At 59.4% G+C, this 15,789-nt stretch carries 16 protein-coding genes and 1 pseudogene; 6 read left to right on the top strand and 11 right to left on the bottom strand.

Annotation, left to right across the window (positions count from 1 at the left end; all coding sequences use genetic code 11):
• Positions 1-4: 4 nt before the first annotated feature.
• Genes GXB81_RS17145 through GXB81_RS17135 form a run of 3 tightly spaced genes read left to right on the top strand, consistent with a single transcriptional unit; the run spans position 5 to position 3,140 of the window.
• Positions 5-1,204 carry a CaiB/BaiF CoA-transferase family protein gene (locus GXB81_RS17145; protein ID WP_167042382.1) on the top strand — a complete coding sequence of 400 codons (1,200 nt, stop codon included), beginning with the start codon at positions 5-7 and terminating at the stop codon, positions 1,202-1,204.
• 38 nt (positions 1,205-1,242) lie between these two features.
• Positions 1,243-1,941: an RraA family protein gene (locus GXB81_RS17140; RefSeq protein WP_167042380.1), complete on the top strand. Its 699-nt coding sequence runs from the start codon at positions 1,243-1,245 to the stop codon at positions 1,939-1,941.
• Between the two features lie 47 nt (positions 1,942-1,988).
• Complete coding sequence (locus GXB81_RS17135) at positions 1,989-3,140, top strand: mandelate racemase/muconate lactonizing enzyme family protein (protein ID WP_205989844.1); 1,152 nt, start codon at positions 1,989-1,991, stop codon at positions 3,138-3,140.
• Between the two features lie 31 nt (positions 3,141-3,171).
• Here GXB81_RS17135 and GXB81_RS17130 read toward each other — a convergent pair whose 3' ends face one another.
• The 11 genes from GXB81_RS17130 to GXB81_RS17080 all read right to left on the bottom strand — a co-directional run bounded on the left by GXB81_RS17130 (position 3,172) and on the right by GXB81_RS17080 (position 13,075).
• On the bottom strand, positions 3,172-3,681 hold the full coding sequence (locus tag GXB81_RS17130) for a MarR family transcriptional regulator (RefSeq protein WP_167042376.1): 510 nt from the start codon (positions 3,679-3,681) through the stop codon (positions 3,172-3,174).
• Between the two features lie 268 nt (positions 3,682-3,949).
• Positions 3,950-4,474 (bottom strand): aromatic-ring-hydroxylating dioxygenase subunit beta, encoded by a 525-nt coding sequence (locus GXB81_RS17125; protein ID WP_167282318.1) that lies wholly within the window; start codon positions 4,472-4,474, stop codon positions 3,950-3,952.
• 48 nt (positions 4,475-4,522) lie between these two features.
• Positions 4,523-5,851, bottom strand: coding sequence for a Rieske 2Fe-2S domain-containing protein (locus tag GXB81_RS17120; protein ID WP_167042372.1), 1,329 nt, complete (start codon positions 5,849-5,851; stop codon positions 4,523-4,525).
• A gap of 37 nt (positions 5,852-5,888) precedes the next feature.
• On the bottom strand, positions 5,889-6,605 hold the full coding sequence (locus tag GXB81_RS17115) for an SDR family oxidoreductase (RefSeq protein ID WP_205989843.1): 717 nt from the start codon (positions 6,603-6,605) through the stop codon (positions 5,889-5,891).
• A gap of 51 nt (positions 6,606-6,656) precedes the next feature.
• Positions 6,657-6,962, bottom strand: coding sequence for a non-heme iron oxygenase ferredoxin subunit (locus GXB81_RS17110; RefSeq protein WP_167042370.1), 306 nt, complete (start codon positions 6,960-6,962; stop codon positions 6,657-6,659).
• A gap of 15 nt (positions 6,963-6,977) precedes the next feature.
• Positions 6,978-8,246: an FAD-dependent oxidoreductase gene (locus tag GXB81_RS17105; RefSeq protein ID WP_205989842.1), complete on the bottom strand. Its 1,269-nt coding sequence runs from the start codon at positions 8,244-8,246 to the stop codon at positions 6,978-6,980.
• A gap of 12 nt (positions 8,247-8,258) precedes the next feature.
• The gene (locus GXB81_RS17100; protein ID WP_167042366.1) at positions 8,259-9,710 is read right to left on the bottom strand and encodes an MmgE/PrpD family protein; all 1,452 of its coding nucleotides are present in this window, start codon (positions 9,708-9,710) and stop codon (positions 8,259-8,261) included.
• Between the two features lie 367 nt (positions 9,711-10,077).
• Positions 10,078-10,467, bottom strand: coding sequence for a DUF1493 family protein (locus GXB81_RS17095; RefSeq protein ID WP_167042364.1), 390 nt, complete (start codon positions 10,465-10,467; stop codon positions 10,078-10,080).
• Positions 10,439-10,942 (bottom strand): STM2901 family protein, encoded by a 504-nt coding sequence (locus tag GXB81_RS17090; RefSeq protein ID WP_205989841.1) that lies wholly within the window; start codon positions 10,940-10,942, stop codon positions 10,439-10,441. Before GXB81_RS17090 ends, GXB81_RS17095 begins: the two co-directional genes overlap by 29 nt.
• 26 nt (positions 10,943-10,968) lie before the next feature.
• Positions 10,969-11,442, bottom strand: coding sequence for a type VI secretion system tube protein Hcp (locus GXB81_RS17085; RefSeq protein ID WP_205989840.1), 474 nt, complete (start codon positions 11,440-11,442; stop codon positions 10,969-10,971).
• Positions 11,443-12,001: 559 nt separating this feature from the next.
• The gene (locus GXB81_RS17080; protein WP_205989839.1) at positions 12,002-13,075 is read right to left on the bottom strand and encodes an MBL fold metallo-hydrolase; all 1,074 of its coding nucleotides are present in this window, start codon (positions 13,073-13,075) and stop codon (positions 12,002-12,004) included.
• 159 nt (positions 13,076-13,234) lie between these two features.
• Here GXB81_RS17080 and GXB81_RS17075 point away from each other — a divergent pair, with 159 nt between their 5' ends.
• The 3 genes and pseudogenes from GXB81_RS17075 to GXB81_RS17065 all read left to right on the top strand — a co-directional run.
• On the top strand, positions 13,235-13,639 hold the full coding sequence (locus tag GXB81_RS17075) for a MerR family DNA-binding transcriptional regulator (RefSeq protein ID WP_167042355.1): 405 nt from the start codon (positions 13,235-13,237) through the stop codon (positions 13,637-13,639).
• Positions 13,640-13,690: 51 nt separating this feature from the next.
• Positions 13,691-15,508 (top strand): bifunctional isocitrate dehydrogenase kinase/phosphatase, encoded by a 1,818-nt coding sequence (gene aceK / locus GXB81_RS17070; protein ID WP_167042353.1) that lies wholly within the window; start codon positions 13,691-13,693, stop codon positions 15,506-15,508.
• Between the two features lie 72 nt (positions 15,509-15,580).
• Positions 15,581-15,789: pseudogene (locus GXB81_RS17065) on the top strand (acetyl-CoA C-acetyltransferase); the annotation flags it as partial.

Here is a 15,789-nt window from a genome sequence, read left to right as displayed (position 1 = left end):
CATCATGTCATTTCCTCTTAAAGGCTTTCGCGTACTCGATCTGACCAACGTGCTGTCAGGCCCCTTCTGCTGCCATCAGTTGGCGCACTTCGGCGCGGAAGTCATCAAGGTAGAAAATCCGAAAGGCGGCGATCTTGCACGTCAACTCGGCGCCGATCCCGAACTCGTCAAGCGAGGCATGGGCATCTCCTATCTCGCCCAGAATGCCGGCAAGCGCTCGGTCACGATCGACTTCAAGCACCCTGAGGGAAAGGAGATCTTCCGCACGCTCGTCAAAAGCGCCCATGTCGTGGTCGAGAACTTTCGTCCGGGCGTAATGGACCGGTTGGGCATCGGCTATAAGGATCTTCTCGAAGTCAATCCGCGTCTGGTTTACTGCGCGATCACCGGGTTTGGGCAGGACGGTCCTCTCGCGGCGCGTCCGGCTTACGACCAGATCATCCAGGGTATGTCGGGCGTGATGAGCATCACCGGGGCGCCCGACACGGCACCTTACCGGGTCGGCTATCCCGTTGCCGACACGGTCGGCGGTCTGACCGCGGCATTTGCGGTGGCGGCCGCGCTGGCACAACCCGATCGAACGGGCGGTACGTACCTGGATGTCTCCATGCTGGCGTCGACCATGGTCTCGATGGGTTGGGCCATGTCGAACATGCTCATTGCAAAAAAAGAACCCGCGCCGATGGGCAACGAGAACATTACGGCCAGCCCGTCGGGTGCCTTCAAGACCGGTAGCGGCCTGCTGAATATCTCCGCCAACAAGCAGGAACAGTTCGAAGCGCTTTGCAGGACCGTAGGACGTCCGGACCTCTATACGGACGAGCGTTTCCATGAACGTCATGCTCGCCTGAAGAACCGCTACGAACTTCGTGATGAACTGGAACAGGCCCTCGCCGCCCGCGGAGCGGATGAGTGGTGCGATCTGCTCAACGACGTCGACGTTCCGTCCGGGCCCGTCTACCTGGTGTCGCAGGCGCTTGCCCAACCGCAGATTGCGGAACGCGGCATGGTCGGCGAATTCAGGAACGTGCCCGGCGTCGATCGTGACCTGCATCTGGTGCGGACCGGCGTGAAGATCGACGGGAACGATCCCTCGGTCGATTTTCCGCCGCGAACCCTGGGCGCCGACACCGTTGACATCCTGCACGAACTCGGTTTGGATGATGATCGCATCGAACGGCTCAGAACAGCGAAAGCCATCTGAAGCGTGAATGACGACTGCAAAAAACTGGAGATATCGAAATGACTCAAAGCGCGAATCTTGACTGGCCCGCCGGCTACCGTATCAATCCCCGTGTGCCGTCGGTCGGCAAGGACATCATCGAAGCATTCAAGGCACTTCCCACCGCGGCCATTGGCGACGCCATGAGCAGAAACGTGGGGACGTACGGACTGCGGCAATACCATAGCGGCCTCGACGTGAGCATGTGCGGTCCGGCGGTCACCGTCCGTGTGAGGCCCGGCGACAATCTCATGATCCATAAGGCGTTGATGCTCGTGGAACGCGGCGACGTGCTGGTCATCGACGGCGGCGCCGACATCACTCAGGCGCTCGTCGGCGGCCTGATGCGCACCACCTGCATCGCGAAGGGTCTCGCGGGTCTCGTCATCGACGGTGCCGTTCGCGATCTCGTCGAGTGGGCCGAAGAAGGCATGCCTTGCTATGCGCGCGGCCACACGAGTCGCGGACCGAGCAAAGACGGTCCCGGAGAAATCAATATTCCCGTCGTCTGCGGCGGCCTGGCCGTTCTTCCCGGCGATATCGTCGTGGGCGATGCGGATGGCGTGGTTGCAGTACCGGCCAACGACGCCGAGCGCATTCTGCGCAAGACGCTCGAGCATCTGAAACGCGAGGACGCCATACGGGAATCGAATCGCACGGGAACGTCCGACCCGGAACGCTTCGACGCGGTTCTGAGAGCAAAAGGCCTGCCCATTTGAGTCGATTCGAGGCATCCCTTTCCGACTGACTCCTCCTACTCCGGAACATGAAGATCTCTTCGATTCAATGCTATACCGTTGATCCCGGCTTCCGCAGCCGGACCTGGATTTTCGTCAAGGTATCGACCGATGCCGGCATCCACGGCTGGGGCGAGGCGTATACGTTACGCGGACGCGATCGGGCAATCGTCGCCCAGATCGATGAACTCGGCACGGCATGCCTCGGCCGCAGTCCATTCAACATCAAGCACTTCACTCAAATCGTCCAGGACGATTTCGCTCAACGGCGTAGCTCGTTCGAACTCTATTGCGCGCAGAGCGCCATCGAGCAGGCGATGTGGGATATCGTCGGCAAAGCCTGCGGGCAGCCGGTTTATAACCTGCTCGGCGGCAAATGCCGCGAGAAGATTCGCGTCTACGCGAACGGCTGGAGCGATCACTGCAAGACACCCGACGAGTATGGCGAGGCGGCCGCGGCAGTCGTCGAGAAGGGCTTCACTGCCATCAAGCTGTCGCCGCTACCGGGCACCTGGAGAACGTACGTACCGCGGGAGCATGAACATCACGTCGTTTCCGTGATTCGCGCGGTTCGAGACGCGGTCGGCCCCAAGGTCGATATCCTGCTCGACATGCTCAGACGCCTCAACGCGGGATCGGCAAGCCGTCTCGGGCGTCAGTTGGAACCGTTCGATCTGTACTGGTACGAAGAACCGTGTTGGGCCGAGAACGTCGACGCACTCGCGGAAGTTCGCAGCAAGGTCGGCATTCCGGTCGTGACGGGCGAAACGCTCTACGGCAAAGCCGCATTCCAGCCGGTGCTCGAGCGTCGGGCCGCGGATATTCTGAATCCGGACATCTGCAACGTCGGCGGCATTCTCGAACTGAAGGAAATCGCAGCGATGGCGGAACCCCACTATGTCGCCATCTCGCCTCACAACTTCAATTCGACCACGATCGCGCTCAATGCGACCGTGCATGCCGCGGCAGTCATGCCGAACTTTACGTTGACCGAGTACTATCTGCCGTTCGCCGATTTTGCAACGAAGATTTGCCCGGCTCAGTTGATTCCCGAAGACGGCTTCATCACACTGCCGGATGCCCCGGGGTTGGGACTCGATCTGGATGAATCGCTTCTGCGGCAGTATGCGGGTTTTGCCGGCATTGCGCCGGCTCTGGTCAGTCCGGAAATCGAGCGCTAAATCAAACGATAACGTGCGGCCGGCGAGAGCTTTATTCCTGTACGACGCTCTCGTCCGCTGGAAACTCCGGCATGATCAACGGTGCACGCGCCCGATCCTCTAACGAGGTCGTCAATATCTTGAGCAGCTTGATGAACTGCTTCTGCTGAGTTTCCGTAAAACAATCCATGAGCGACGCCGAAGCATGCTCGGTGGGAGCCTGGGCTTCTTCGAGTAAGGCAACGCCCTTTTTGGTCAGCGCCAGCGCGATTCGACGCCCCCGGCCGGTGCCGGTATCCCGGGTCATCAATCCTCTTTCGACGAGACCGCGCAGCACGTACATCACCGTGACCTTGTCGAATCCAAGACACCTGGACAAGCGGGCTTGATCGATGCCCGGCGTGGCCGCGAGTACCGACAAAACCGCAAACTGAGCGGGAGTTAACGACAACTCCCGACACTCCTGCTCAAAAACGCCCGACGATATCTGGTAGGCACGTCGCAGGAGAAAACCAGGACGGTCATACATTTTGATAAGACGTGATTTAGGGTCTTTGTACATGTGGCTCAGGTCGTGAAACGTCGGAATTCGCTGAACCGGCGCTGGGGGACATCACCCGCCGGGCCTATCGATCAGACAATGTCGCGTATTTTCGCACATGATTCCAGGCGTACCGATCGCGGGCTCACACTCCTTCCATGCCGTTCGCGCTGCCGCGAACGAGACTTCACTGGCGACATAAACCAACGAAGAAGGACAGCCCCGCAGCTGCCCCTGTTCGGAAACGCAAGACGGGATACCGTCGCTTCAGCCTCGACGGCACGCACGCTCAGAGAATAAACGTCAGATTGCCCTGCCACGTATCGCGATTGATGAGAAGGACCTTCTTTTCAGCAATCCGAAGTTCGCCGTTCACTTCGCGCAGAACATAATCCACCTGCGAGACGACAGGCACGATATCGCCAATGCCTTTCTGCCCGAAGTCGCCTCTGCGCATCTCGTAGACGATCTGGCTCGACGACACCTTGTACAGTTCTTCGCGGTTCTCCACCATGACGTTGCTGATGAAGTGGACCGTGCGGGAACGCGGCGATTGCGCGGGAAAGTCCGTATGCAGGATGTGATAGACCCGCTCCTCGCGACGCAACGTCGGGTCGTAAATGATCGCACTCTGCGACTGGATCGGGGCATTCTCGACAATGGGAATCCAGTACAGCCCGTCTTCGGTGAACAGCGTCAGCCATTCATCCAGCTTCAGATCGTCCAGCAGGCGAGCTTCCCGATACAGGAACTGCTCGACCCTGCCGCGCACGCTCGCCTCTTCTTGCAGGCTAATGGTTTCGGAAAAGAACACGACACAAGTCTCCAGGTTGGCATTTCAATTCGATGTTGAGCCGGGCGGCTACTTGCCGGTCATCAACTTGTCCCACTCGCGCCACAAAGCGCGTTGCGGAGCCTCGCTCGTTGTCAGGCCCTTGAAGTCGCCGTCGCCAGTCGGCTTGTCGGTCTCGACGCCGCGCTCGAGAATGAGCCATTCGACAGCGCTGCCCGCGAGACCTTGCTGGTTGCGCGCGAAAATTTCCACGTCGTCGGCCTGCCCGTGACCCGCCGGGCCGTAGAAGCGCTCCTGGCTACGCAGCATGCCTTCGTTGTAGCCGGCCGGCGCGCCCTTGAGTTCGTAGGGATAGATGGTCACTTCGGTGAGGTCCGGCGCAATCGGTCTCCAGACTCGCACCTGATTGTGGATCAGTCCGAGATTCGGGAAAATCGATGCCGACAACTTGCCGGTCATCGAAGCGAGCGTTTGCGCGCCATGCCGGTCGACGATGCCCTGGAAATAGTCGCCATACTCGCCGTTCAGATACGAGTCGATCTCTCCGGACGGCGTCTCGACCAGTCCATGACCGTTCTCGCAATCCCACGTCACGCCGGAGAACCGCACCTCGCGCATTTTCTTGGCCGAGCCGCCTTTATGCACATCGAAGTCCCCGGTCGTCTGACCGTACTTCGCCTGAAGCTGAACGAACGCCTTATGCGTATGCATGAAGTGGTATTCGTCGACAATGTTCTCGGCCTGGAACTTCCAGTTGCCCTGATAGCGGCTCACATACGGACGCGAAACGAAGTCGATCTCGCCAACCGGCGACATGTCGAGCTTGCGGTCGATGACGCCCTTGGCGCGGCCGAGGTATTCTTCGAGCGGTTGAACGTCCGGATTGAAGCTCGCGAAAATGAAACCGCGATAGGTCTCGACACGCAGACGCATCAGCCCCTCGGGAGCAGCGAAGTCATCCGAGTACCCGCCCGCCTCGCGCCGTTCGGACATGGCAAGCAGCTTGCCGTCCAAACCGTAGACCCAACCGTGGTACGGACAGTTGAATTCCGTTCCGTGACCGTGGCTATCACGGCAGATCACCGCGCCGCGATGTACGCATCGATTGACGAGAACATGCACCTTGTTCTCGGCGTCGCGGCTGACGATCACCGGCTGCATGCCGATATAACTGGTTTGATAGTCGCCGGCATTCGGAATCTGGCACTCGTGTGCCACGAAGACCCAGGTCTTCTTGAAGATTTTCTCCATCTCGGCGGCAAAGACCGACGGATCGGTATAAGCACGCGTATGAATGCGGAACGTCCTGGGTGCCCGCTTGACGAGGCCGTGGGTATCGGCAGCAGATTCGCTTTGGGCAAACCAGATCTTTTCACTGACGCACTGAGTTTCAGACACGATCGATCACTCCTTCGTTTGCGTTGGACGCAAGTGTTTAGTCCATGAAGCGGCCGCCCGAGAGATTGAGCGTCTCTCCGGTGACATAACCCGCGTCTTTGGAAGCGAGAAACAGAACAGCGTGCGCGGCCTCTTCGGAGCGCCCCGGGCGGCCGACCGGAATGCCCTTGACCACTTCGGCGCCATCCGGCATGGAGGCGACCTGCACGTCGAACAGCGCGGTCGCCAGCGTGTTGACCGTTACCCCGGTCGGGGCAAGCTCGGCAGCCAGCGTGCGCGAGAAGGTGACGAGGCCGCCTTTGGCCGCCGCGAACGGCGCAACGTGCTTATGCACACCGGTCTTTCCGGACATCGAGATGAAGGACATGATCCGGCCGAATCCGCGTGGCACCATGCGCCTCGCGCCTTCCTGCATGCACAGAATCGGCCCGATCAGCTCCTGCTCGACGACCGCCCGATATTCATCCGGAGTGAAATCCAGCGCATTGCCCGAGGCAATCGGCGGAGCGACGTTGACCAGAATCTCGACCGGACCGTGCTCTTTCTCGCATCGATCGAAGAACTGACGGATCGATGCCACATCGCTCGTGTCAACATCGAATTGCACGGTGCCGGACAAGGGCGTTTTCTCTCCGCCCCGACTCGGCGTTCCTACCGCGACCCGCGCACCCTGTTCGACAAACGCGCGGACGACGGCCGGCCCGGTGCCCGCATGGGCGCCGATGATTGCAACGGAGGTTCGTTCGAATTCCATAACATTCCTTTCTTGATCCATACGGTGAGCCGTAGCCGAAACCATTCGCGATTACCCGTCAATCAGAATGGATTCGCCTTCGACCTTGATCGGGAAAACTCGCAATGGCTTCTGTACCGGGCCCGAAACCGCCTCACCCGTGGAGATCCGGAAAACGCCGCCATGCAGAGGACATTCGACGCAATCGCCATCGATATACCCGTCTGACAGATGCGCATGAGCATGCGTACAGACGTCATGCGTTGCGAAGAACGTGCCGCCCACGTTGTAGATGGCAATGGGCTCCCCGGAGACACACACCTGGAGTGCCTCGCCCTCCTCTACATCCGATTTCTTTGCGACTTCTTGCCAGCTCATCGGGTTTTCCTCTCATCAGGCCGCAACGACCGCCGTCGAAGCGGCCAGTAGTTCTTTCAGGGACAGGCCGGTATCGCCGAGCTTCTCCGCGGGTAACGGCCATCCGGTTTGCAGAAGCTTCTTGACCAATGGACGCTCCCTGCCTGTCGAAATAAGCTCCGCGCCAATCAGGTCACGTCCGCGAAAATGAAAAATCGTGCCTTTCTCACCGTCGTCGCTCATCCGCCTGACCGAGCTTTCCGAATCGCAAACGCAACCGAGGATCTGCAGATTGAGTCCGTACTGGTCACTCCAGAACCACGGTGGCGGTTCTTCTTCGCCTTCGGCGGCATCCGTGCCGACAAAGCTGGCCACAATCGAGAGTCCTGCAATCCGGGCCTGGTTCTCCGCACTCTCCCAGGATTCCAGGCGCATGTCCTTTCCGAACCAGGGATGAACGCGCGTGGCGACATCCCCCGCTGCCCATACGATCCCGGATGAGGTCCGGCAGTTTTTATCCACGCTGATTCCGTTCGTACACCTGATCCCGGCCGCGTCCGCCAGCTCTGAATTAGGCAACGCCCCGACACCGGCGACGATGACATCCGCCACGACCGAAGTGCCGTCGCTCAGCATCAACTCGGTTTCGGTCGCGCCCTGTCGTCCCGAAACGATCGTTACGCCGAACCTGAACTTCACGCCGTTATCCGCGTGCAGGCGTTGCAAGTGCGTCGATACGTGCGGACTGACGGCTCGCTCGATGAGCCGTGGCCGCGCTTCGATGACCGTCACCGCGCAACCCCGGCGAATCGCACCCGCGGCAATCTCCAGCCCGATGAATCCACCACCGATCAGCACAACCCTGTTGCGGCCATCGAGCAACGGCTTCAAGCGCTTCGCGTCTTCAATATTCCTAAGCGACAGAATCCGCTCGGGCGCCACACCCGGAATGGAAACAGTCCGGGCACGCGAGCCTGTCGCGATCAGAATGCGATCGGACTTGATCCGCAACCCGTTCCCGAGGTCGACAGCACCGGACCCGGGATCGATCGCCTCGACACGCTTGCCAAGCTCGAGATCCACTTCATGGTCGCCGTAGAAACTGTCGTCCAGTACGTAAGGCGCTTTGAAGCCGGTCTCGCCAAAGAGCGCTTCTTTCGACAGCAGCGGGCGTTCGTAAGGTAAATGGGTCTCCTCGCCGATTAACGTAATGCCACCGTCGAACCCCGCATGGCGCATCGTCGAGATACATCGGGCAGCAGCCTGTCCAGCTCCAATTACAGTTACACGCACGTCCCGCCGCATGGTTTAGTCCTCTTATGCCACTTCCGCCGTCTTCAGGCTTTCCGGATTCGGATGAACCAGCAGGCCGACCAGGTCCTTGACGTTCGGATGGGTATCGAAGCTCCAGATTGCATGCAGCACGTTCTGCGAATGTGCGTGACCGAAGATCGGGTCCACGTTCTCGTAGAACTTCGCTTCCATGTCTTCGCGGGTCAGCGGCTGCAGCGGGTGGCCCGGATGCGGCCGGGCGTCGCCCTTATGCACCTTGCCGCTCGCATCCGTCACTTCGACGCGCGTGATGAAGCCGCCTGCCGAGCCCAAGCAAAGCGCGGGATCGACCTCGACTTTGACCTTCTCGTTGAGGAACGTCTGCCGCGCCGGATCGATAACGCGTTCGACGTCGAAGCTTTCCAGCTTGATCTGGCCTTCGAGCAGCGCGGCAGTCACGATATACGGCAGCGAATGGTCGGCCGTCTCGCGCGAGAACGGATGCCACGGGTCCGAACGGCGGCGGACCAGATGGTCATAGACCATTTCGTCGGTGTACACGGTCACGCTTTGCGCCGAAGCCATGTCCTCGATCTTGCCCGCGAGGCTGATGGCCGACTGAATGGCGCTCTGGCCGCGCGAACCCACCGGCCAGCGCTTGTAGCGCACTTCGGTGACACGCTTGAGCGGCTTCGACGGATCGAGCCGATCGAACAGGCGTTGAATCACATCGTCCGGCGTCCTGATCTTCGCCAGCAAACCGCTGCGGCCCTCGAACGGGCGCACCACGCCCTCGACACCGACTTCCGCGAGCAGAACCGAATAGACCGCATGGCGGATCGCGTCGCTGCCGTTGAAACGCTTCCACATGGTCAGATCGCCGCGAGCATTCAGTTCGTGCGATTCCGATTCGTCGCTCACGTAGTTCGATACGACCGCAATCGCGATGGCCTCGCGCGCAGCCGCTTCCGAAAGACCGACGAGGCGGGAGAACGCGCAGACCGCGGCAATCGTCACCAGCATCGGATAGTCCCAGCCGTTCGAATCGATGTCGAACGTATCGAACAGGCTGATACAGACGTCGTACCCGACCGCCAGCGCCGTCAGAACCTGCTTGCCGGTATGGCCGCGCGATTCGGCGAGCGCCAGCAGACCGGGAATGATGTCGCTCGGATGCCCGGCAGCCTTGCCGAAATAGAAGTCGTTGTAGTCGTATCCGCGCAGCGGAACGCCGTTGACCAGCGTCGCGGCTTCGACGTTGGTGCGCTGACCGCTGCCCCAGATGGTGACGCCTTGCGGAACATCGAACAGCGCGGCGTACTTGCGGGCGCGCTGCGCCGGGGGATGAGGCAAGGCGCCGAGCGAGACTGCCAGCGCGTCGACGAGCGCCGACTTCGCCGCCTGGGTCGACTCCGCATCGAGGTCGCCCGACACCTGGGTCGCAAATTTAGCGAAAGCGGTAAGCAGTCGATCTTCCTTCATGGTATTGCCAGCCATAAGTTGCTCCACGTGAGTTAGTGCACTACCTTTATTAAGGTAGCATGCTAACAACTATGGCGATAAAAGCAAGTGCTCGAAATTGATTTTTTGCGGTGTGGGGCATGCGAAGTGCCGTGCGGTTCCTCGGCAACAGATACCTGAAAAATGCGGGGATTCAGGGCTGCGGGACCGCCAGCAAGGGCTGATGCGAGGTTGAAGCGGAGGGAGAAGAGGTCACGGCGCCCGCGCCTGCCTGGCGTAAACACCTATCTGTCGACTGGCGGGATGTGAGGGGAATGGCGGGTTCGGGTGGAAAGGATGGCGGTTTGGCGCGCCGCCGAACGTTGGTCAAGAATCGGGGTTGGCGGCAAAAGCGGCGGGGATTTCAATCACTGCTTTTACGCTGACTTTCCCGCTCGCGTAAGCGTTGGCTATCCCACACACCAAGCTCTATTGCATGCTGAAGCATCGCAATGGTCAGAGTTTGCTTCTCATACAGGCGATCGCCCAGGATTTTCTTGCGGATCCACCTGTCAAGAAAAGGAATCGGGAACCCCGATGCCTCAATTTCAAAGTACCGGTGAAAATCATAGTCGCCGCGCGCGACGTGGAATTGCTCAAAAAAATCTTCCATTAATTGATTGGCATCGTCACCCGTTATGCCGAAATCATCTTCTATGACGCTTGAAGAGAAGATTTTTTTACCATCGGGGATGCCAACTTCTTTGTGAAAGAATTGCTCCAGCTCAACCGAAGCTTCCCGCTGTCGCGTCATTTATCCGATCCTCTTCGTTGACAATCTGGTTGTAGCGCATCACGGAAAGAATGACTATTTTCACCACATCGTAGACTGCGAGTGTTGCACCGAGCCATGGAATCCAGCGCCCAATGAACGCTCCCAAATTTCTTGTCATCGAGAATTGGAATCGCCGAACCGATCTCGATGTAAGCGTAGGCAGGATAGCCTTTTCAAAATTGACATCAACAAGGACCCGGAGAACAAGCGATGCAATTGATGTTCCGGCCGTTGCTCCCCCGGGTTTCGAGCGGGTTGGAATCCACGGACGGCCAAGCAGAATCATCGTTACGGCCGTCACACCGCTATAGTCCTTTAATTCAAAATATTTGCAGGTTTCCTCGACCGTTATGCAGAGGAAAAGCGTTTGAGCCTCTACGGATTTTCCACCATAGCTATAAGCGAGAGGTTTTTCCGTTAGAGCATCATTTATAAGGCGTTCGTAATCGTTCATTGTCGCTTCTAGTCCTTAACCCGGCATCAACTAACGCTGTTCCGTTTCACATCAATCAGCGCGGTCACAGCGCCTTGACTCACACCGATCGGGCTCTGCACTGCGTATTCCTTCTTCATTTGCACAAAAGACAGTGCCACATGTTCCAATGCCAATCCGGCTCCTGCTGCTAGCTCGACGTGCGTCACGATCACGTCAAACATCGTGATTTTCAAATATTCAAGAGGAATGTCACCTGCTTTACGCATGGTAAGCACGACGTTGGGAACATGCCTCCCCTGAAAACAGTAGCTCGCAAGATTCGGGCTTGCCGTGTCGATCATGTGAGTGAAGCTCAACGCGGAAGCACTGACCTTTGCCACGCTGCCAGAACAGGAGCGCGTTCTGGACTGCTGACTCGCGCTCCAGTTCCAGCCAAGCACTTCGATTTCGTCGCGATGTGTTAGATCCTGTGATTCGCCGTCAATGCCGTTGATCTTGATAAAAATATCGTGCGCCATTCGGAAACTCCAAAGCGATGAGGACGGTTCATGCTGTGCAGAGACTGCGTGCACACTCGGCTAGCCATGTCTCCCCAGTCATTCCAGAGCATTGCGAACAGTATTGATATCGGAGAACTCCGAAAAAACGATCACCCGTGGAAAAATTTCCAAGGAAATGGCATGAGACGTTGCCAAGAGTGATGGAAGCGTTGCAATCTCAACGAAGCAGCGTTTACTTTGGTTTTTTTGGTTTTTGCTTCAAGGAATAAGCGACGCGCTGCCGCTCAAAGGCACAATCGTGACGATCGACGAGACGGAATACCAGTCGGATGCAAATCGCGCATCGACGGCACGATTATCGAGGCTCAGGCCAATTACGCCCCGGCGATGAAGGAAAGCCTATCGGCGCTCTCGAAGCTGATGTGGAATGCTTTCTACGCCTATACGGCGCCGGCCCGCGCTCCATGCAGGCAAATCAAACGAACACTGCAAAACCGCGCTGAATTATCCAAAAAGCCCGCCACACACGCGGGCACTCCCCTCGCCCCATCAATCCAAAACGCGATCCAAGCCCAGATCACGCCGCCGTAAAACGAATCACCCCATCCGCATCCTGCGTGCGCTTCAACTCCCCCGCACGCCACAGCAGATGCAAATGCGCGAGCGCCTCACCCATCGCGAACGTCATCTGATGAATATCGAGTTGGCGCTTGAACATCAGCGGCACGATGTCGGCGGCGCTGCGCGGTTTCTCCGCGCACGCTTCGCGCACCTCGGCGAGCCGCGCGTCGTGATGCTCGCGCAACTGGCGAATGCGCGTGCGCACGCCGCGAAACGGCTTGCCATGCGAAGGCAGCACGAGCGTCGCTTCCGGCATCGTCTCGTAGCGGCCGAGCGATTCCAGATACAGCTCCAGCGGCGAACCCTCTGGCTCGATATCGAACACCGACACGTTCGTCGAAATGCGCGGCAGCACCATGTCGCCGGAAATCAGCGTGCCGGTCTCTTCGCAATGCAGCGCGCAATGCTCGGGCGAATGACCAAAGCCCGTCACGACACGCCACGTTCTACCGCCGATCCTCACGTCCTCGGCTTCGCGCAGACGCCGGTATTGCCCCGGAATCGCCGGCACGAGGCTCGAGTAATAACTCTTGCGATTGCGCAGTTTGTCGAGCGATTCGTCATCGTTCAGGCCATGCTGCGCGAAGTGCCGCGCCGCCGCCTCGCCGCCCGCGTTCGAACCGTCGCCGGTTGCCATCACGCGCGCCTGCATGTATTCGCCGAGCGTCATCCACAGTCGCGCGTCCCAGCGCTGTTTCTCGCCGCCGCCGCACACCCAGTGCGCGAGGCCGATATGGTCCGGGTGACAATGCGTGACGATCACGCGCAACACCGGCAGGCCGTCGAGCACCGACTCGAACACACGCTCCCAATTCGCCTTGATCGTGTCCGACGTGATGCCGCAATCGACCACGGTCCAGCCCTGTTGCCCGTCGATTTCATCGCGCAGCAGCCACAGATTGATATGGTCGAGCGCGAACGGCAGCGGCATGCGCAGCCACAGCACGCCCGGCGCGACTTCCATCGTGCGGCCCGCGTCGGGCAGCGTGTCGTTGAATGGGTATTGGAGTTGGTGTTCGAGTGCATTCATGGGGACTGTCTTCCTCCGGCGGCCGTCCGGCATGGCGAGGTGTGCGATGCCGCCCGGCGTGGTTGTGGTTGCGTTCCGTTCAGCTTGACGATAACGTAAACGTCGATTCTATCGTCCAATCCGGTTTTGTGCCCGGCCATCCGGCCACGAGATGTCCCGATGAACACGCAATACACGATCACCGAACTCGCACGGGAATTCGACGTCACGCCACGCGCGATCCGTTTCTACGAAGATCAGGGTTTACTCTCGCCGAGCCGCGAAGGATCGAGCGGCTTGCGGCGCGTCTATTCGGGCCGCGACAGAACGCGGCTCAAACTGACGCTGCGCGGCAAACGGCTTGGCTTTACGCTGTCGGAAATTCGCGATCTGCTCGACGTCTACGAATCGCCGACCGACACCGTGCCGCAACTGCAAGCGTTTCTCGCCACGGTGGCGCGTCATCGCGAAGTACTCGAACGTCAGCGCGAAGATCTCGACGCGACGCTCGAAGACCTCGTGCAATATGAAACACAAGCGCGCGAGTTGCTGGAGCACGGCCAGCGCAGCGCGAAACCTGCCTGAGATGACCTGAGTTTTTCCGACCTTGACTCGCGTTCGCGGAGCCCGCGTCTCATGAATCACTTCCCCAAGCTGTTGTCGTCGCAAATCGGTTTCGACGTCGCACAGACGATGCTCGAAGGGTTCGACCGCCACTACCGGGTCTTTCGCGACGCCGCGATTCACGCGAAAACGCTTTTCGAAGCGGGCGACTGGCACGGTCTGCAAAAGCTCGCGCGCGATCGCATCACGTCCTATGACGATCGCGTGCAGGAATGCGTGGAACTGCTCGAAGACGAATACGACGCGGAGAACATCGACAGCGAAGTGTGGCAGCAGATCAAGCTGCATTACATCGGCCTGCTCACCACGCACCGGCAGCCCGAATGCGCGGAAACGTTCTTCAATTCGGTGTGCTGCAAGATTCTGCACCGCTCGTATTTCAACAACGATTTCATTTTCGTGCGCCCGGCGATCTCGACCGAGTACATCGAGAACGACGAGCCCGCTGCAAAGCCGACCTATCGCGCGTACTACCCCGGCAAGGATGGCCTCGCGGCCACGCTCGAACGGATCGTCACGAACTTCCAGCTCGATCCGCCGTTCGAGGACCTGCAGCGCGACGTTGGCTGCGTGATGCAGTCGATCCACGACGCGTTCGGCGTGTTCGACGAAGCGCCGAACTTCCAGATTCACGTGCTCTCGTCGCTGTTCTATCGCAACAAGTCGGCGCATATCGTCGGGCGCATCATCAACGGCGACGCGCTGCTGCCGTTCGCGCTGCCGCTGCGTCATGTGAAGCCGGGCGTGCTCGCGCTCGACACGGTGCTGCTCAGGCGCGAGCAGTTGCTCATCATCTTCAGCTTCTCGCATTCGTATTTTCTCGTCGACATGGAAGTGCCGTCGGCCTACGTCGAGTTTCTCGGCACGATCATGCCGGGCAAGCCGAAAGCGGAAATCTACACGTCGCTCGGCCTGCAGAAGCAGGGCAAGAACCTGTTCTATCGCGATCTGCTGCATCACCTCTCGCATTCGAGCGATCACTTCATCATCGCGCCCGGCATCAAGGGACTCGTGATGCTCGTGTTCACGCTGCCGTCGTTTCCGTACGTCTTCAAGCTCATCAAGGACAACTTCCCGCCGCCGAAGGACACCACGCGCGCGCAGATCCAGGAGAAGTATCAGCTCGTCAAGCGCCACGATCGCCTCGGCCGCATGGCCGACACGCTCGAATATTCGAGCGTCGCGCTGCCGCTTTCGCGGCTCGACGAAACGCTCCTGCGTGAACTCGAAAAGGAAGTGCCCTCGCTGATCGAATACGAGGGCGCGAACCTCGTGATCCGCCATATGTACATCGAGCGGCGCATGGTGCCGTTGAACCTGTTCCTGCAGAACGGCAACGACGACGACGTCGAACACGGCATCAAGGAATACGGCGACGCGGTGAAGGAACTGATTCAGGCGAACATCTTCCCCGGCGACATGCTGTACAAGAACTTCGGCGTCACGCGTCACGGCCGCGTCGTGTTCTACGACTACGACGAGATCGAATACCTGACCGACTGCAACGTGCGCGTGGTGCCGCCGCCGCGCAACGAGGAAGACGAAATGTCGGGCGAGCCGTGGTACGCGATCGGTCCGCACGATATTTTCCCGGAGACGTACGGCACGTTTCTGCTCGGCGATCCGCGCGTGCGCCGCTCGTTCATGCAGCATCACGCGGACTTCTTCGATCCGGCGTTGTGGCAAAGGCACAAGGATCATCTGCTGAAGGGCGAACTGCCCGACTTTTTCCCGTATGACCAGAGCGTGCGCTTTTGCGTACGCTATCCGGAGCGCTTCAGTAAGGTATCCGATACGCAGGCTGACGAACCCGACGTGCGCGTGGCCTGATAAATCTCACGAGGATTCGCATCAGGCCACGCGCGACGCTAGCCATCCAGGCTATGACCAAGGAGCAGAACCATGAGTGAGACAAACAGCAGTAGCATCCACGCCGATCCGATCGTGATCGTCAGCGCGGCGCGCACGCCGATGGCGGGCTTTCAGGGCGACTTCGCGGCACTCGCCGCGCCGCAACTCGGCGCGGTCGCGATCGAGGCCGCTGTGCAGCGCGCAGGCCTGAAACCCGGGCAGATCGACGAAGTGGTGATGGGCTGCGTGCTGCCCGCCGA

This window comes from Paraburkholderia sp. Ac-20336, from assembly GCF_017105025.1.
Taxonomy (GTDB): Bacteria; Pseudomonadota; Gammaproteobacteria; order Burkholderiales; family Burkholderiaceae; genus Paraburkholderia.
The sequence above is the reverse complement of the archived record's forward strand: the minus strand, read 5'-3'. Positions and strand labels throughout refer to the sequence as shown.